This is a genomic window from Streptomyces sp. NPDC059906 (assembly GCF_042730645.1).
Taxonomy (GTDB): Bacteria; Actinomycetota; Actinomycetes; order Streptomycetales; family Streptomycetaceae; genus Streptomyces; species Streptomyces rubrogriseus.
Map to the genome: position 1 here is coordinate 1 of NZ_JBHWKU010000060.1, position 17267 is coordinate 17267.

Sequence of the window (17267 nt, forward strand, 5' to 3'; positions counted from 1 at the left end):
CTCCGCCCGGCTCGCGCCGACGATGGGATCGATCCCCTGCCGCATCAGCCATGCGAGGACGACCTGGTTGCGAGTGGTGGAGAGTTCGCCCGCGATGTCGTCCAGGACCGCGAGCACCCGGGTGTTCCCGGGGTGATCATAGGTTTGCGGAAGGGGTGGAGTGGCCCGAGCCCGCCGGTACCAGCAGGAACCGGCGACGCCCGCGGCCAGAAGCAGGACGGGTAGCCATTGCCCCAGGGCCGTGCCGAGGAGATCCAGGCCCTTGTCGAGGCGAGGGAGATGAGGGCGGGCATGGTGGCATCACTCCTGGGAAACGGTGGTCGCGGTCCGCCGCGGTGACGGGCCGCGCCGACTGTCCGGGAGCAGCGGGTTAGCCGCGCAACCCTCTATGACCTGCCTCATCTGTCCTACGCGTGCTCGCTGTTGCTGTCGGCCCCCGAGTCCGTTCCGCTCTCGTCGAGCATGGCCCGCGGTACGTTGTCGCCGGCGCCCCAGTCGGGTGGCAGGTCGAAGGCGGAGGGTGCCTCTCCGCTCCAAGGCGCCGGTGGCTCCGACGCCACGGGGGCCCCTCGGCCAGTGGCCAGGAACTCGCGGGCGGTCAGGGTGGTGCCCGCCGCGGGGAAGGTGTGCCAGCGGCTTCCGCCGAGAGCGGGCGTATCCGGGATGGATGCGCGGGGCATGGGTCCTCCGAAGTCGTCGATTGAACCGGGGCGGGGTCGCCGGATCTCTTGCCTGAGCGGGAACCGCCGATTTTTCTGGATCGTCTGTTACAGATTGCGGGCATGAAAAAGTCAGTCGAGGGCGGCCAGCGCGACCTCCACAAGGGGTTCGAGGGCGCGGACGTCCGGCGTGATCTTCGCGGAGACCAGCAGTCCGTTGAGGAAGGTGACGAGGAAAGCGGCGAGGGCATACGGGTCGTGCCGCTTCGCGATCTCGCCCCGCTCCGCCGCGACCCGCAGCACTTCGGCGAGCGCGTCCCGGCTGGCGTCCTGCATGTCACGCACGGTGCGCCGGATCGCTGCGTCCTCCGGCAGGCGCTCGCAGGCGGCATTGACCACCAGGCAGCCCCGGCCGTCGCCCTCCACGGCGATCCGGATCCGCTCGACCAACATCGCGCGGATCACCGACCGGGCGTCCGCCCCCTGCTCCAGACTGCGCAGGGCAGCCGCCGCGAGGGTGGTGCGGTAGTGCTCCAGCGCCGCCCGGTACAGGCCGTCCTTGTCGCCGAACGCGGCATACAAGGAGCCCTGCCCGATCCCCAGGTACCCGGTCAGGTCACGCACCGAGGTGGCCTCGTAGCCGCGCGTCCAGAACAGCTCCATCGCGCGGCTCACCGCCGCTTCCGTGTCGAACTCCCGGGTCCTTGCCATGACCTCACCGTAACCTATCTGGATCGCACGCTCAAGAAAAAGCCTGGGACCACCCGTCCATTCGCCGAGCTGCGGGCCGCCTCACGGCTGCTCGCCGTCGGCGTCCTCGGCGGTGTCCGGGCCGCGCGGCGGGAGCAGGCCGTGCCCGGGGCCACTGCAGGCTCTGCTGTTTGGTGATGTCCTCCGCCTGCTTGAATGCGAGTGTGATCGAACTAGCCCTTTGTGTGGTCGCTGCAGCGCTCGTTGGATGGCTGATGCACCGAAGGCGGCAGCAGCGGTCGACCGCGATAGCCGCCAAGGAGCCGGCCGGGGTGCCTTGCATGCTCAAGCGGTCTGCTCAGGGCTCTCGCTGGAGGGCGGGACGCTTGCTGATAGGAGGTGATGGTCCCCTTGTCTGGAAGCCTTCCTTGGGCAGGCAGGAGCCCGCCCTGCCAGCCGGTTTGCGGCAGACTGGAATGCGCTCGCCCTCGCTGCGTGAGGCCTTGGCCTGCAACCCGAGATCCCGAATCGTGGAATGCGAGTCGCCCGACGGCGAGGTCCTGATCGCGGTCATGCCAGAGGAACTGGACCACGTGATCAAGGCTCTGGAGAGCGCGTAGCGTGCTCCTCGTGCTGTCGGCTGAGAAGTAGTCAGCCGGCGGGCCGGTCCTTCTTCGTCCAGCTGTCGGTGCGGGGCCTTCGCGGGCCAGGGCGCCGGGCCATGAGGGTGGTGAGGTGAGGTGAGGGACCAGCTCAGGTGCACTCCGGGCGGCGGGCTGCTCGTGGTGCGCGACGACGAAGGCGCTCACCCAGTCGCTCCGAGGCTTGGAGCGAAGCGGGTTCGTCGCACGCACGGTTCACGCCGAACCGAAACTGCGGGTGGAGTACGCGCTCACGCCACTGGGTCGCAGCCTGCTGGAGCCGCTGGACGCCGCGTGCCAATGGGCGACCGAGCACTGGGACGAACTGCTCGACGCCCGTGAGGGCAGTACCTCGTCCATCTGCTGACCCGACCTACTGTGGCGCGTTCCGCACCGGACGAGCCGCACCTCTGTGTTGACTCCGCAAACCGTCATCGGCGGTGACCGCACCCCAGCCGTCGCAGGCAGCCCGCCGTCGCGGCGGGGCGAGCTGCCGCAGTGTCAGGTTCGTGCGTCAGTACGCAGCAACCAGCAGAATGCGGTCCTCCAGCGGCAGGCTGCACGGCCGGACCGTGCGTACCGGATTCGCGCCCGCGTGCCGCAACTCGATGATCAGCTGGCGGAACCGACCCGGGCTCAGCCCTGTGAAAGGGGCTCTCCAGGACAGCTCTCCAGCACGGCTTGGACGCCGTGATCACGCCAGCCACAGCGAGATCGTCTCAAACAACGATCACATGGCACGATGACCGCCATGTCAGGTCAGGTCTGGGTGTCACTCATATCGCTGGGCGGCGTCGTCCTCGGCGGCTCGTTGTCCTACCTCGTCCAGCACAGAACTCAACTCTCTGCGGAACGCGCTGAACAACAACGGCAGAAGACCGCCTTGTCGGAGGCCCGGCGCGGGGAACGGCTGGCGCTGCTGGAGCGATTCATCGAAGTGGGGGCCGAAGCCGAACGCTCCGCCTTCAGTCGGCCTTCCGAGTGGGAGGACACCGACGCCTGGTTCCTCACGACCCGGGACGTCATGAACAAGCTGTGGGTCGCGGAACGGCTCATCCGCGTCCAGTTCCCCCTGCCAGTGCACGACGCGGCACGCGCGTACTTCCTCGACCTCAACCGGACGGTGTGGGAAGGCTTGCCCGACGGCGAAAGCGTGCGCGACTACTTGGAGGACAACCGGCTGGCGTTTCTGGACGCGGCCCGCGCGGTCATGGAGTAGCACACCGCCAGCCTCGAAGATCGTTTACGGGACAGACTGCTTTGCTAGCTCGTGCACGGCTGACGGTAGCACGCTCAAGCCCATGATCATCGATCACGATCCGCGAGGTGGGAACCGGGCGCGTGCGGCAATCATCCACAGGCAGCGGATCCCTGGGCTGACGCCAGCTTGAACAGCCCAGGTAGGTGGTCTGCCCCTCGCAGGCGGCGCGAGGACTCTGCAGACCGGACTCGGGGGCTCCTCCCCTCCACGAATTCTCGAGCCCGGTATGCCGGCCTACCCAGCGGTCGCCAGCATGTTCGGCGACGATAGGGCCAGGTCCGATTGCACATGACGGCGATCCCGACCTGCGATGACATTGCCGAGGAGTGACCCGTAGCCGAACCCAGCAATCCCAGGAGCCGCTGATGTCCGAGAACCTGAGCAAGACGCAACCGCCGGCCGTCGACCGCGCCACCTTCGAACAGCGGTTGGACGCGCTGCGGGCGAGGGAGAAGGCCCACACCCGTGAAGGCGACGCGATCGCCGCAGCGCGCCGCAGGCTCCCGATGGTCGAGGTGGCCGCAGACAGCCCATTGCTGGGACCGGACGGTCCCATGACGCTCCTGGACGCGTTCGAGGGGCGCCGGCAGATGATCGCCTACTACTTCATGTGGTGGCCCGGCCGGCCGGCCGCCGAGCAGTGCGAGGGCTGCACCTGGGTAATGAGCCACGTGGGCGAGCTGGCCTATCTGTACTCCCGCGACATCACCTTCGCCGTGTTGTGTCAGGGGCGGAATGTGGCGTACGGCTTCGGGGACGCTCGGACGTCGTACGAGGAGAGCCTGCGCTACCGCACCTTCATGGGCTGGACAATGCCGTGGTACTCCGCCCAGCCCTCACTCGACTCGCTGCTGGTCGGCCGGGAACCTGGCCTGTTCCACCTGGTGTGCTACCTGCGCGACGGCGACCGGGTCTTCGAGACGTACTGGACCAACCGGCGCGGGGCCGAAGCGGTGGACTACAGCTACGCGCTCATGGACCTCACGGCATTCGGGCGCCAGGAGGACTGGGAGGACTCACCGGCAGGCTGGCCACGCCTCGGGCAGGCCACACGGACCCTGGGCGGGGCTCCCGATTGGCCGCCGCTGCGGGAGGCGCAGGGCGGTCGCCCCACAGCTCAATGGCCACGTATCAACCCCAACCGCTCCCCTGTCCCGGACGCCACCCCCCACCCTGCCGGTGGACCCGACCACCAGCACTAGAGGACGGTCAGGATTCCGTACAGGGCCCACCGGTCCGGTGCCCGCGACCAGAGGAAGCTCGGAAGAACCCCCGCCTGGGGCCACAGCCGCACGGCACCTGTCAGGGCTCGTCGATCAGTTCGATCGCGCGTGTCACAGCGGCGAGGGCATCGGGGCAGCCTGTGCGCCGGTGAACATCAAGGCAGGTGTCGGCGAGCTTGATGACGTGTTCATCCTGGTGGCGGACGGCAAGGGCGAAGGTCTCTTCCGCCGACCGGTGGGCGGTGGGCAGGGCGTGCCGAGGTAGGGGTGCGGCAGGGGCGTAGGCCGCCGTCACGGCCGCACTGGCCGCCCAGGCCGCGTGCAGACTCATGACCCACTGTGTTCTGGGGAGTGCGGGCAGGGTACGCAGGACGGCCATGGGCGCGGTCGCGGAGTGGATCAGCATGACGGGTGAGCCGTGCGCGTTCGGGAGGTAGCGCACGGCGGCAGCCGCCGTCAGGCCGGCCAGCAGGTCCTGGGCCTGCCCGGCGTCCGCGGCGGGCCTCAGCGCGGCCAGCGCGGCGGGCCAGCCGCTCAGGTCGGTGAGCTGGCCAAGCCGGTGGTTGATGTCCTCGCTCTGGTCTGCGATGCGCGGAACGCCCGCAAGAGCGGACGCCGGGCCGGCGGTTCCGGAAGGGACCGCGGACGGCACCCGCTGCCAGCGCGCCGCCCAGTAGCCGAGAGCCTGGCCGAGCTCGGCCAAGCGCGGGCCGTCCTCGTGGGCCAGCAGAGCGTGGACGGCGTGGCCAGTACGGATCACCCCGTGGGTGGAACCGGCCGCGATGCCGGACACGAGCCGTGGCCACCACACCTCCAGTACGGCACGCCAGGGCTGCTCGCTCACCTCGCGGTCGAAAAACGCTAGCCAGTCCCCAAGACGGCGAGGATCCCCAAGCGCCGAGCGCCATTTGACGGCGGTGATGGGACAGACGCCGCGAGGCCGATCGTCCAACCGACGCATGTAAAGGTCGAGCCAGCGGTGGACCTGTCGGGCGTGTCCGCGTCTGACCATGGACTCCACCGCCATGGGACCGTGATTGGAAAGCCGGCCTCCGAACTCCGGCCCAGTCCGATACAGCCGTTCCAAGGCCTCATCAAGCGTGCCATCAGTCCCCATACGAACCGACACTAGCCACGCAACGAACCGACACCATCGGACCAGAGACCCAGACACACCCCTACGCCAGACCTAGTACTCCAGCAGGGCTTTGGTATCCAACCTGCAGGTTTCGCTGGGCGGCTGGGCTGTAGCGGGACTTCGACCGTGCGGAGGGCCTCACGAGGGCCGCCCCTCGATCGTGCGACAACACCGCAGGTAGTGACAGGCAGAAACGGATCATCCCGGCTCATCCACCTCAGCCTCGCCGAGGTACGACGGCTGCCCACCCGCCTAACCGACCGCCGGCCCATACCCGTCGAGCGCGTCCTGCACTGGTCGACCTGGCGCAGACGACGACACCAGGCCCCCACACCAGTCACTACAAACGACGTGGACGCATTCCCTGACCTGGCCACCAGACACGGCAAGCACCGTTGCAGTACTTGTGGGTACGGCGGTCGTCCGGGACGGTGACGACCAGCCGCAATCCCGTACGCAGGCATGGTGGTCGGACAGGCAGCTTTACCTTCAGGCGCAAGCGGGCGACGACGGACTCCGGTGCAGCCGACGACGTAAGCCGCCTTACGGCCGCCTGCTGCCCGCTTTCGCGAGTTCGCGGGAGATCGCCGCTTCGCCCTGTCCCCGCACGGTCTCTTCCAGACTGTGGTCGTGGCGCTGCGAGAACCGCTCGCCCTTGGCGAAGTCGGCCTCGCTCAGCACCTTGCCGCGCCATTCCCCCGCCCCGCCACATGGTCGTCGAACGGGCGGCGGCCCCTTCTCCCAGGATGACCCACTGATCAGCCTCCCAGCGCAGGGCAAGCACATACGTGTGACCGCTCTCCAGCCGCGCACCCTCGCGGCATGGCTGATCGCTCAGGAGAACGCGTGACCGGTCGACGGACGGCGCCGCCCGACGCCCGCACGGCCGGGGCTGCGGTCAGCGGAGGGAGTGGCCTGCGACGGGCCCGCACACGTAGTTGCCCGGCTCGGCGGGGTCGTCACTGATCCAGAACTGGATCCACAGCGCGGCGAACTCGGATCGGCTGAGGTGACCGTCGGCATCCTGGTCGAGACGGTCGAACACGTCTCCGGTCGCGATCCCCTGCCCGTGCCACAGGTCGATCAGCCGCTGGTGCTCGTTCCTCGAGATGCGGCCGTCACCGTTCTCGTCCACCGCGTCGAAGACCGTGTCGGCCGTGGCGGCCACAGCATCCTGCATGGTGGGCAACCGGTCGACCATGGCAAGGAGGTCGTCCATGTCGATCCTGCCGTCGTTGTCCGTGTCGACGGCCTGCGAGAGGTGCTGCCACCACCCCAGCAACACGTCCTCCACCCGCGCGGCCAGTTCGCCGTCCGACCGCACGCGGGGCAGTCGGCCCCACCGGGACGCCAGGGCAGCGAAGTCCTCCTCCTCCAGGCAGCCGTCGCCGTTCACATCGAAGGCATTGAACATGTCTTGCAGCTTGGTCCGCTGAAACTCACTGGCCATCACAAGCCCCTTCTCGCGCGGTGCTGAAGGGATGCTGTCCGCGCACGTCGGCCAGCCAACGGCGCTTAGGAGCGCAAGGTGTCACGGAGATGCCGCCGAGCGCCCTGTCTGTGCGCCGAGCGCCGGCGGAAATGGGTGAGCGCCTGGGTGAGGAACAGGTGGTGGATCGTCGAGATTCGTCTCCCCAGAGATTTCGTGTGCTTGTCTGTCCATAGGGCGTCGACCTGTCCTGCTCTGCCAAGGCCCGAGGAAGCCCTCCCGGCCTTCGCCGACGATCTTCGGCCGCTTGCTGTCGGGGCATCAGGGTCTGTTGCGGAAGTGGATCTCGAGCTGTGATGATCATGGGGTGGCGCGAAGGGACCTGACGGGCCGGCAGTGGGCTTAACTGGAGCCGCTGCTGCCAGCGGGGAAGAAGTTGGGGCGGCCACGGACGTGGGCGCGGTCCGAGCCCGTGATCGTCCGGCTCGGTGTCGACCCCACCGGGCGGCTCGCACTGCAGATCCTCTTTTTGCGCGGGCCGGCGGCGTGCTGGTGGGGGCGGTCGAGTCCACACTCACGTCCCAAGTGATCAGGCCCTGTATATCGGCTTGGACCTGCAGTTGTTCCAGGATCCACTTCCATGCGCCGAGGCCTGACGACGAACATCCACTTCGTGACCGAGCAGGGGCAGAAGCCGCTGTCCCTGCTGACCACTGCGGGCCACCGTCACGACAGTCCGCAGTTCCAGCGCGTTCTCGAACGCATCCGCGTGCCTCGCACCGGCCCCGGACGCCCGCGCACCACTCCGGACAGGGTCCGTGCCGACGAAGCCTACGGATCCCGCGCGAACCGCTCCTACCCGCGCAGACACGGCCGGCCACCGGCCCTCGACAAGGATGACCACAAGGAACGCCACATTGTGGAGTGCGGGATCAACTGGCTGAAACAGATCCGTGGTGTGGCCACGAGATACGACAAACTCGCCGTCCGATACGAGGCGACCGTGCTGGTCGCAGCCCTCAACGAGTGGCTGTGACCAGCGCTTTCGGGACCGACTCTAGATATGGAATGTGGTGGTTGCCTCCAGGTCCGCCCGGCCGGTCGCGACCCGGTTTACCGGCGCATTCTCGTCGGCGTAGCCGAAGGAGATACCCACGAGCAGCTTCCCCTCGTCCACTGCGAGTTGATCGCGGACGGTGTCGGCATAGAAGCTGAGCAGGCCCTGCGGGCAACTGGCCACGCCGTAGCCGGTCATGGCCAGCAGCAGCGTCTGCAGGTAGGCCCCGGCGTCGGCGGCCAGTCGCGGCCCGCCGTCGCCGGTGACGAACAGGAACGCGGCATGGGGCGCCCCGTAGAAGCCCAGACTTTCCGCGTCGTAGGCCGCGCGAGCCGGGTGGTCCTCGGGACCGATGCCCAGCGCTCCGTACAGACCGGCGCCGAAGGCGGCCCGCCGTTCCTGGTGGACGGGGGCGTACATGCCCTCGGAGTACGGGTAGTCGGCCGTGTCGCGTCGCTCGGCGTGGGCCGTTCGCAGGGCGTCGGCCAGACGGTCTCGCCGTGCGCCACCGACCACCTCGACCCGCCACGGCTGCGCGTTGGAATTGGACGGCGCGGCGCCGGCCAAGGAGAACATCTCGCGCAGAGTGTCCTCGGGTACCGGGTCGGGACGGAATGCGCGGGTCGCGCGGCGCCCGCGGATCAGTTGCTCGGCGTACTCCGACGTTCGCGTCCCGCCCGGCCGTGTCCCACCCGGCTGTATCCCGCCGGTGGGTGCCTCGCTCGTGCATGTCCGGGTGAAGTCCGGTCCACTCATGGAACTCTCCTCAGGATCGCAAAGTAAACGTACCCGTTTACCTGATGTGGCACTATAGCCAGCCGTCCCCTCTGAAGTAAACTGGAACGTATACTTACGGGATGACCACGATGACGACGGCGTCTCGACGGCCGGGGCGCGGAGGGCGGGAGCGCATCCTGGCCGCCGCGGCCGGACTGTTCGCGACCCAGGGGATCAACGCGACCGGCATGGAGCAGATCGCGGAGCGGGCGCCGGTGTCCAAGCGCACCCTCTACGCGCACTTCAGGACCAAGAACGAGCTGGTCCTCGCCCATCTCAAGGACCTCTCCGCGACGGGACGCACCCTGGAGGGCGTGCTGGCACGCGAGGACATCCCCGCCAAGGAGCGCGTCCTCGCACTGTTCGACCCACCCCCGACCGGCACTGATCCCGTGCGCGGATGCCCGTTCATCGACGCCGCCGCGGAGTTCCCCGACCCCCAGAACGCGGTCCACTCCTACGCCCGCGAACAGAAACTGCTGATGGTGCGGCTGGTGACCGACCTGGTAGCGGAACTGGGCTGCCGCGAGCCCGCAGTCCTCGCCGAGCAACTCGTGACCCTCGCGGACGGCGCCGCCAGCCGCGCCATGGTGCTGGGCGAGTCGAACTACGGCCGGCACGCACGGACAGCGGCAGAGACCCTCCTGGAAAGCGCGCTGCCGACCACGATCTGACAGGCCCCACCGGGCTGCTCGGTATACCTAGCGCCTGATGCGAAGATCCCGCCGCTCCACCGAGAGGAAGGCGGGACTTTCACAACAGGCCCCAGATCGGGCGGTCGCCGAGACCGTGCTCGTCGACGAGCCCCTGCAGGTGCCTCTTAACCTGGCCCCATGTCCACTTCTGTGCACGCCCTGGCCCACTGCTCCCTGACGCCGGACGCGGTGGCGGAGTTCCTGGCCCTGCCACGCCAACCGGCGGTCACGGGGGACTTCGACGCGGTCGACGCCGTTCTGCTTGCTCGGGGCTGGAGTTGGGAGCACGAATGTGTGACCGACTCCTATCGAACGGGCTTCGGGCACGCGTTGTGTGCCGAGGGTGACACCCCCGTTCGGGGATCCGACGGCGCGACGCTTCCTCGCGTTCGAGGAACTCTACGGGTGAGACCCCAGCGCTGGATCGAGGCACACGTCGACTCTCGACCGGCACCCCAACTGGCTCGGTGCGTGCGGCCACCTTCTGGTCATCGAGCGCGAGAGCGGCGCGGTGGTGCGCTCGATCGACCTGTTCTGGCCCCCAGCGACGGCCTTCTCGAAGTCGGACACGGCATCCTGGCCTCGCACCGCGGTCAGGACTACGCCACCGAGGCCGCCCGTTCGCCCCGGCGCAGGCGAGGTCCACCTCGTGCCCGCCACCTCCGCAAGGTGACCGTGGCAACAGGCCGATCATCTCCGATCATTGACGGCGTTTGCGCTTCACGAGCGCCGCCGGTCCGTGGTGGCGCGCCGGCATCAGGGGTGGGGGCAGAGGCGCTGGCGGCGGCCCCCGCTGCCGGCGCGGCGGCCCGGGGAGTCACCGCCGCCGGCACCGCCGACGCGACCGTGGTGCCGTCGGGGCCGGGCATGGAGCTGCCGACTGCGTCGTTCACCCAGATGACGGTGGATGAGGCGAGCCGACGCGTGTGGATCGCCGGCGATCGGGTCTATCCGGACGGGTCGCGGGACGGAGAACTGTTCGGTGTGCTCTACGGGGGTGCCGGGCCCGCCTTCGCCAGTGCCCACCTGGCTGCCCCGCTGTCAGGCGTCGCGATGGAGCCGGACGGCTCGAAGGTCTACGCGGGACAGTCGGACCACATCGCCGGCTACTCCCACACCAATGGGTCGTTGTCGCCCCTGGACCCGATTGCGGCGCCGCCCGACGCGTGCGGGCGGGAGCTCGTGCACACCGGCGGGCGGCTGTTCTTCACCAGCCGGCCAGCCGCGGGTCCCGGAGGCTGCACCGACGGGCTGGGCACGGTCGGCGTCGTCGCGACGGGCGAGGGCGGCACCGCCGGAACCGTCATGTTCTCGGGCGCTCCGACGCATCTCGAGGCAGGCCCCGGAGGTCTGCTGGCGATCGCTCCGGAGCGCTTGTCCCCGACAGACGACCCGGACCTGGGGATCTACCGGGTGACGGACGGGGCGGACGGGGCGGACGGGAACCTTCTGGAATTCCTGGGCGAGCGCCGGTTCGCCGAGGACGGCACGGAAGAAGGAATGGACTTCCGGGACGCCGACTTCTCCGCAGATGGTTCCGTCCTCGCGGTGGCCGACGGAACCCGGGGAACCGTGCTGCTCGACGGCCGGGACGCGCGCTTCCTCGACAACCGCTACGCGCCGCTGCTGGAGGGAGTCGCGGCAACGGCCGTCGCGTTCAGCCCGGACGGCAAGTGGTTCGCGCAGGGCGGCGCGGCGTCGGGCGATGCGGCCGACCTGACCCTGGCCTTCGCCGACCCGTCCATCGAGCGGCAGCCGCTGCGCATCAGCTTTGAGGACGAGGCCGCGGGGCTCCGGGTCGTCCCGCGGGGGATGGAGTTCTCCGGGGACGGGGAGCAACTCTTCGTCGTGACCTCGAACGAGGACGGCTCGAAGTTCTGGCTGCACACGATCCAGACCCGGCAGGCCCTGGCCCCGTCGCGCCTCGTGGACGTGGCGCACGGTCCGGCCGTCGCCGGGGAGCCGTTCAGGGTGAGTGGCCGACTGGACCTGGACGGACTGGCCCCCACCCAGGCGCCACGGATCACGGTGCAGCGGCTGAACGGCCTCGAAGTTTCCGACCTGCCGCCGGTCCCCGTCGCCGAGGACGGAACGTTCGTCCTGGAGGATGTCCTGCCGGACCAGGTGGGCAATGTCCAGTACGTACTGGGCTACGCGGGGGACGAGGTCCACTACCTCTCGGAGTACTGGCTCGTGGTGGACACGGTCGAGGCATCGGGCCCGGTGACCCGCACCCGCCGGTAATCGCTGCGCGGGGCAGCGGGCGTCCGTAGCGTTCGTACGGCATGTCGGCGCGAGCCGGGTCCAGCCGAGGCGCCCGCGCCCCGGGCAACGTGCCCCAACGAGGTGGCCTCCGACCGGGTGCTGCGGCTCGGGGCGCTGTCTGTGGAGCATGGCTTCGTAGCGGGGGGTTCGTCGTCGCGGCCTTGGTGGGGTAGCCGGTGCCGCCACAGGCTTTGGTGATGCGGGGTGGCCTTCGGCGACATCCCTCCGCGGTACTCGGCTTGGCCACGACTCGGTCTCGGCCCGGTGAAGCGTGAAGCGGTGCGCGACGTCGCACTCCAGCATGTGACCATGCCCTTCGAACCCAGTGCGGGTGTCCCGCGCCTGTGGAAGAACGATGACGGCCCCGGGAAGCCCTCGAAGTTGCGCGGCGACGGATTCACGGGCGGCTGCGTGAGCCTGATCGTGCTGCTCATCGAAATCCCGGTCGCCTACCTGCTGGGGCTGACGTCAGTCGTTCGTGGGATGGGCGGCGCGGACGGGCCGACCGCGACACCGGCGATGGACTGGGCTCCGGTCTTCTGGTTCGGCGGGTTCACGCTTGGCGTGCTGGTGATCGCCGTACTCTTCCTGTACTCGGCACATCCGTTCGCAGGTGCGGTCCAACTGATCTTGGCCGCCGTTGCTCTGCTCTTCACGATCACTGTTTGGCATGACCAGCACGAGCGGACCCACTCGGGAGCGGCAACCCGCGCGGTCATGCGGTCCGGGCACGGCGAAGCGTCACAGTAGGTCAGCAGCGAGCATGCAGAACAAGCTGAGGGCCGGTTCGGTTCGCGAGCCCGGGGCCAGGAGCAGGAAGACAACTGCAGCAGCCGTGGTGGGAGACGGCGTAGCAGAAGGCGTTGCCCGTGCCTGTGGTGGGTCCAAGGGCGCCGACGGCGACCGCGGTACCGGACGGTGAGACATGCACGGTTGCGGCGGCCTGCCCGGTGGCCGGCGCGGTGGTGCCGGAGGCCACGGCGGCCGGCGTGCCGGTGAGCAGGCGGGTCAGGAGTCATGTGCGTGTCCAGTCAGACTGCCACACCCGAAGGCGCCTACTTCGTGACGGCTGCCAAGACCTCGGGAAAGGCCCGGGTGCCGAAGCTTCGGTCGTGGCTCCGGATCAGCTCCAGAAGGAAGCTCCGCAGAGCGGCCGTGATGTCGGCGCGGCTGAGCGATTGCAGGTACTCGCGAGCGTCGGCGTAGTGGCGCTCGGCAATGGCCGTGGTGATGACCTCGGCGATGCTGTTGTCCAGGGTGCCGCAGACAGCGACAAGCGATTCGATGGACCTGTGATCACCGAGTGCGCAGGCGTGCTGGACGGCGACACGGAGTTCGCGTCGCCACCACGAAGAATGGTTGCCATGGAACTCACCGGTCGAGAGCGCCGTGAGGTAGTCGAGGAGATTGGTCCCGGCCCGGTGAGGGTCCACCGGGCCGAGCCGCGCGAGGTAGTCGCAGACGATCAGGAATCTTCTGCCCTCGACGAAGATCTCCTCCGCCTCGACCTCGTAGAGTCCGAGCGTCCGCACCACAGGCCACTGGTCGGTGGCGGCCTCGGTGCGGGCACCGAGGATGTAGAGCATCGCCCAGGCCGATGCGTCGGCGACCGAGATGTTGGCCAGGCGTCCGCGTGGGCGTGCCACCGGCCTGTCGGCACCGGGCTGGACCTCGATGAACTGGCCGAGGTAGTCGAGTTGGGCGGAGACATCCCCGGCGGGAGTCTGCTTCCAGAGCGCCCGAATGAGCTGAACGAGGATTTTCGGGTCGTCAACATCGTCGAGGACGGCCCGTAGGTCGGGCCACGCCATCTCCGTGTCGATTTTGGCCATCAGTCCGGCGAGGAACTGGCTGCCTCGGCGCTTCGAGGCATCGGAGCCTGCCATCAACTCACGGGCGTGTGCCAAGAGCGAGGGACCGTACGTGTCCAGACGTCCATCGAGTCGATCGAAGGAGTTGACGATCTTCTCGAGGTCCGCCGTCCGCCCGGTCCGGGTGCCGATCGACACGATGGCGTCAAAGACCGCATCGCTTTGGGGCATGTGCGCTGCTCGTGTGGAGAAGAGCGCGTCGAGCTGAGCCGTCGAAAGCAGCTGCGGGTTGCGGCTCACCGCGTCCAGCAGTTGCTGAGCCGTGGGGTGTCCGTGGTCGGCCGCGGCCGACGCGATCCGCACGAGGCGGTGGTCGGCCGTCCAGTCCTGGACTTCGAGATGTGGCGGAAGGAATCGGGCTACGGACGTATCGGGGAGATGGGATTGGGCGAGCAGGTCGAGCAGAAGCTGTTGGCGCCCGTCGATCCTGCCTTTCTGCGCGGCGTACCCGATGGTCGCGAGGGAGGACCTGGCGACCGTCTCCAGGACAGCGGCGGCGTGTGACACCGAGGTGAGGATGTCTCGGAGCACGCTGTGGCAGACGAAGTCGCGCACCCGAGGGTCCGATGCATCGAGGAGAGCCTCGATGGCGACGCGAACACAGCGGTCGTCGTTCGTGGTGACGACAAAGGCGCCGATGGCGTGCAGCGTCGCCTCGTCCCGCAGTGTGAGCGCGGTGCGGCCGGGATTCATGGCCTTTGCGAGGAAATCCGTCCAGGGCCCGGCATCGTGCCAGGTGCCCGCCCGGCGCCATTCGGCGGCGATGACCTTGCCGAACCCGGCGGCGACGGTGTGGTTCGGCGGCCCTTCGGCGTCAACGGTCCGGAGGATCTCGGCCAGCAGGTGGTCGTCGCCGATGGAGGACCACTGACGTGCCAGGTACTCCAGCTCGACACATTCCCGGTCGTCACCACTCATGAGCATCGCGACGAGCGTGGACCGTACGAGAAGGCGCGCCTGAGAGGAGATCGCATGGAGGACTTCGAGAAGACTGCGCCGCATCGCGGGGGTGACTGTGGTTCCCGAGAAGGTCTGCAGCGGATCCAGGTAGTCCACGGCCTCCGCCACGTCTTGCGGTGTGTGCAGGGCGAGGCGGCCGAACGCGTCGAGCACCGCGGTACGGACATCCGGCTCTGTCGTCGACTGCCAGATACGCAAGAGCTGGCTGATCGTCTGTCCTGTCGGCTTGGCGGCGATGGTGGGCAGAATTCTCGTCGTGCGCTCCAGCGCCGATGCCCCGGCTGTGCGCAGGGCGTCGGCGGCGCCATCGAGAAGCGCCGGATAATGCCCCCAGGCCACAAGCCCGATCGCCTGTACCGCCTCGCTGTCCGAGGTGACCAGAGCGGTGACGGCATCGTGGGCCGCGCCCTGGAGAAGCGGGTTCGTACCCGCCAGAATCAGAACCTGCTCAAGAACGGCGCCGACGAACAGGTCACCGCCGTGGCCGGTTGCGCGGGCCGTCAGCGTGTCGATCGTCCCTGGGTCCGACCGGGCGAGCAGTCCCTTGGCGGCAGCGAACTCGAACATGGTCTGGTGGAGAAATCCGACCTGTCCTCCGCCAGGTACGAGCACGCCCCGTTCGGTGAGGATCGCGAGCCCTTCCTCGATCGATGCGGAGTCGCCGGATGATCCAGCCGCCACGGCGGTCGTCTCGCGCAGCGTGGCGGCGGGCAGCCCCGGCAAGCCGGAGGCGAGCAATCCGATGGCTGTGTGGCCGGCCAGGGCGCTCAGATTGTCGGCGGCACGGGCACGCAGGCCGGTCTCGGTATCGGTACGGGCGTCACGCATCACCCGCCGCTGCCAGTAGGCGTCGAAGAGCCGGGTGACGTCGACATCACCGAGTTCGGGCTCGGCGGGCGCGGAGAGGTCGAACAGCATACGCAGCAACAGCGGGCTCCGGCAGACCTCGGCGACCGGCAGGCCACGCGCCGTTGCCTGCCGTACCCGCGTGGTGACTTCGGCGTGAGGAACGTCTGGACAATACCGGGTCACCAAGGCGGCGACGGCGTGATGCAGCTCGGTGTCGTCGTACGGCTGGAGGTCGTAACGACGCAGATTGTCGTCCGACAGGAGTGCGGCCTCCTGGGGCCTGGTGGAATACAGACCGCAGAACCCGGCCGCGTGGACGGAGTCGAGAAGACGCAACAGCCACTGGCGTGCCTCTTCGTCGTGGAGCATCAGGTCGGCGGTGTCGAGAAGCAGGACCGGCCTGCTGCCTGCCCGGGCTATCTTCTGCAGCAAGCCGGCGAGTCTTTCCGCAGGTTCGTCACTCCGTTCCTGCAGTAGCCACGTGGCGGGCAGCAGCAGTGGCTCCGTGTCCGGCTCGGCGGCCAGGCTCTGGTGGAGCGACCACAGCAATGTGCTCTTGCCCGACCCGGCCTCCCCGACGACCACTCGTGGCCACGGGTGGCTCATGTTCCTGAGGTGTTCCAGCAGATCGGGTTCGAGGGTGCGCACCACGTGGAGCATGGAGTCGATGCGGATGTCGCGCACATAGACGGCAGAGATCGCGAGCAACTCGCGGACATCCGCGCCGTAACCGTCATCCGACACCGAGCGAGTGACCGACGCTTCGTCTGCCGGCGCCACCGGCGCAGCCGCCGCAGCCGCCGCGGTGAACGGAAAGCCCGGGTCGAGAAGAATTGTTGCGAGTCGAATACGAAGGTCTTTCAAGTATACGCGAAGTCTTGCGTCGCTTATGTCGAATGCTATCGCAGTCTTCAGTGCGTGAAAAACTTTGACGTAACGATCGCCTCCGAGGCCATCGAACGCCGCATCATTGAAGTCGATGGAATCGACTCGTCCGAGATCCGTCGAGCCATCGAAATTGAAGTAGCGGAGAGCCACCTCTTCATTGGTGATCCGCCTGGTCGGTCTCCACGTCGAATTGCTGGCGAACTTCCCATCGAGGCGGCCTATCGCCCGCCTGAGCGTCGACTCAAGCGCGTGAACCCGGTCTCCTCGTCGCCACTCATCGCGAAAGCTCCGTTCCGCGATCTCGCACAACACGGGGATGTGCAGCGGTTTCTGTGACTTCTGGCCCTCCCTGGCGACGTCGCCGAACGCGCCGGAGACCAGTCTGTTCACCACGCTGCCCAGCTCGCCCACCAGAACCTCGACGTTCCGGGCGTCGAACGACACCTTCACCTCCAACGGCCAAGTCTGCGAAGGTACGCCACACAGCCACCCTCTCGGGTGTGCTCGGGCGTATCGGTCGGCCTGCCCGACAAGTTGGAGCGTAACCGACCGACTGGAGAGCGAGGTCTCTTCTCGGGCTTCTCCGTGTCGGCGGGTGAACAATCGCCGCGGCTGGTCCAGGACTTGCCGCTTGGCTTGGCGCTCGGATCGGGTACCGAGATGAGCGCCAAGTCAAGCGGCAAAGCCTATTTGCCATGGAGTGCCTTCCGTACTTTGATCTCAGCGGGGCAATCGCCCGGCAAGTACATGGAGGAGGGGTACGAATGCAAATTCTGATCGCCATCAATATTGCCCTTGCGGGCTTCAGTGTCGGGCGCGCGTGGCAGTTCGTTCGGGACGCCCGGTCGGCCATGGGAACCGACC

The 17267-nt window shown here is 68.2% G+C and carries 13 protein-coding genes and 3 pseudogenes; 7 read left to right on the forward strand and 9 right to left on the reverse strand.

All coding sequences use genetic code 11. The features are described from left to right. From ACFV9J_RS39935 to ACFV9J_RS39945, 3 genes and pseudogenes are all read right to left on the reverse strand, one after another. Positions 1–168, reverse strand: a pseudogene (locus ACFV9J_RS39935) (aldo/keto reductase); the annotation flags it as partial. Positions 169–407: 239 nt separating this feature from the next. Then, positions 408–680, reverse strand: coding sequence for a hypothetical protein (locus ACFV9J_RS39940; RefSeq protein ID WP_385363068.1), 273 nt, complete (start codon positions 678–680; stop codon positions 408–410). A 111-nt stretch (positions 681–791) separates the two neighbouring features. Beyond that, positions 792–1370, reverse strand: a complete 579-nt coding sequence (locus ACFV9J_RS39945) for a TetR/AcrR family transcriptional regulator (protein WP_385363070.1) — start codon at positions 1368–1370, stop codon at positions 792–794. 771 nt (positions 1371–2141) lie between these two features. Here ACFV9J_RS39945 and ACFV9J_RS39950 point away from each other — a divergent pair. After that, positions 2142–2357: pseudogene (locus tag ACFV9J_RS39950) on the forward strand (winged helix-turn-helix transcriptional regulator); the annotation flags it as partial. Positions 2358–2507: 150 nt separating this feature from the next. Here ACFV9J_RS39950 and ACFV9J_RS39955 read toward each other — a convergent pair. Next, positions 2508–2657 (reverse strand): annotated as a pseudogene (locus tag ACFV9J_RS39955) (IS5/IS1182 family transposase); the annotation flags it as partial. A gap of 75 nt (positions 2658–2732) precedes the next feature. Here ACFV9J_RS39955 and ACFV9J_RS39960 point away from each other — a divergent pair. Continuing rightward, entirely contained in the window at positions 2733–3209 is a 477-nt protein-coding gene (locus ACFV9J_RS39960; protein ID WP_385363072.1) for a hypothetical protein, read from the forward strand. Between the two features lie 407 nt (positions 3210–3616). After that, positions 3617–4453, forward strand: coding sequence for a DUF899 family protein (locus tag ACFV9J_RS39965; protein WP_385363074.1), 837 nt, complete (start codon positions 3617–3619; stop codon positions 4451–4453). Positions 4454–4553: 100 nt separating this feature from the next. Here ACFV9J_RS39965 and ACFV9J_RS39970 read toward each other — a convergent pair whose 3' ends face one another. From ACFV9J_RS39970 to ACFV9J_RS39980, 3 genes are all read right to left on the reverse strand, one after another. Continuing rightward, positions 4554–5591 carry a questin oxidase family protein gene (locus ACFV9J_RS39970; RefSeq protein WP_385363076.1) on the reverse strand — a complete coding sequence of 346 codons (1038 nt, stop codon included), beginning with the start codon at positions 5589–5591 and terminating at the stop codon, positions 4554–4556. A 564-nt stretch (positions 5592–6155) separates the two neighbouring features. Continuing rightward, on the reverse strand, positions 6156–6293 hold the full coding sequence (locus ACFV9J_RS39975) for a hypothetical protein (RefSeq protein ID WP_385363078.1): 138 nt from the start codon (positions 6291–6293) through the stop codon (positions 6156–6158). Between the two features lie 217 nt (positions 6294–6510). Further along, the gene (locus tag ACFV9J_RS39980; RefSeq protein WP_385363080.1) at positions 6511–7062 is read right to left on the reverse strand and encodes an EF-hand domain-containing protein; all 552 of its coding nucleotides are present in this window, start codon (positions 7060–7062) and stop codon (positions 6511–6513) included. A gap of 619 nt (positions 7063–7681) precedes the next feature. Here ACFV9J_RS39980 and ACFV9J_RS39985 point away from each other — a divergent pair. Next, complete coding sequence (locus ACFV9J_RS39985) at positions 7682–8077, forward strand: transposase (protein ID WP_385363081.1); 396 nt, start codon at positions 7682–7684, stop codon at positions 8075–8077. 21 nt (positions 8078–8098) lie between these two features. On the opposite strand, the gene ACFV9J_RS39990 is transcribed toward ACFV9J_RS39985, so the two are convergent. Beyond that, on the reverse strand, positions 8099–8800 hold the full coding sequence (locus tag ACFV9J_RS39990; protein WP_385363091.1) for a nitroreductase family protein: 702 nt from the start codon (positions 8798–8800) through the stop codon (positions 8099–8101). Between the two features lie 155 nt (positions 8801–8955). Here ACFV9J_RS39990 and ACFV9J_RS39995 point away from each other — a divergent pair, with 155 nt between their 5' ends. The 3 genes from ACFV9J_RS39995 to ACFV9J_RS40005 all read left to right on the forward strand — a co-directional run bounded on the left by ACFV9J_RS39995 (position 8956) and on the right by ACFV9J_RS40005 (position 12585). Next, a complete protein-coding gene (locus ACFV9J_RS39995) occupies positions 8956–9549 on the forward strand; it encodes a TetR/AcrR family transcriptional regulator (protein ID WP_385363083.1) in 594 nt (197 codons plus the stop codon). A gap of 783 nt (positions 9550–10332) precedes the next feature. Beyond that, entirely contained in the window at positions 10333–11814 is a 1482-nt protein-coding gene (locus tag ACFV9J_RS40000; RefSeq protein ID WP_385363085.1) for a hypothetical protein, read from the forward strand. A 300-nt stretch (positions 11815–12114) separates the two neighbouring features. Then, positions 12115–12585: a hypothetical protein gene (locus ACFV9J_RS40005; protein WP_385363087.1), complete on the forward strand. Its 471-nt coding sequence runs from the start codon at positions 12115–12117 to the stop codon at positions 12583–12585. 305 nt (positions 12586–12890) lie between these two features. Here the strand turns inward: ACFV9J_RS40005 and ACFV9J_RS40010 are convergent, their stop codons facing one another. Beyond that, positions 12891–16859: an NACHT domain-containing protein gene (locus tag ACFV9J_RS40010; RefSeq protein WP_385363089.1), complete on the reverse strand. Its 3969-nt coding sequence runs from the start codon at positions 16857–16859 to the stop codon at positions 12891–12893. Between the last annotated feature and the right edge of the window lie 408 nt (positions 16860–17267).

Coding starts and splice junctions, on each gene's coding strand:
- ACFV9J_RS39980 (WP_385363080.1), bottom strand. CDS start 7,062: ATGGCCAGTGAGTTTCAGCGGACCAAGCTGCAAGACATGTTCAATGCC.
- ACFV9J_RS39995 (WP_385363083.1), top strand. CDS start 8,956: ATGACCACGATGACGACGGCGTCTCGACGGCCGGGGCGCGGAGGGCGG.
- ACFV9J_RS39960 (WP_385363072.1), top strand. CDS start 2,733: ATGACCGCCATGTCAGGTCAGGTCTGGGTGTCACTCATATCGCTGGGC.
- ACFV9J_RS39940 (WP_385363068.1), bottom strand. CDS start 680: ATGCCCCGCGCATCCATCCCGGATACGCCCGCTCTCGGCGGAAGCCGC.
- ACFV9J_RS39970 (WP_385363076.1), bottom strand. CDS start 5,591: ATGGGGACTGATGGCACGCTTGATGAGGCCTTGGAACGGCTGTATCGG.
- ACFV9J_RS39945 (WP_385363070.1), bottom strand. CDS start 1,370: ATGGCAAGGACCCGGGAGTTCGACACGGAAGCGGCGGTGAGCCGCGCG.
- ACFV9J_RS39985 (WP_385363081.1), top strand. CDS start 7,682: ATGCGCCGAGGCCTGACGACGAACATCCACTTCGTGACCGAGCAGGGG.
- ACFV9J_RS39965 (WP_385363074.1), top strand. CDS start 3,617: ATGTCCGAGAACCTGAGCAAGACGCAACCGCCGGCCGTCGACCGCGCC.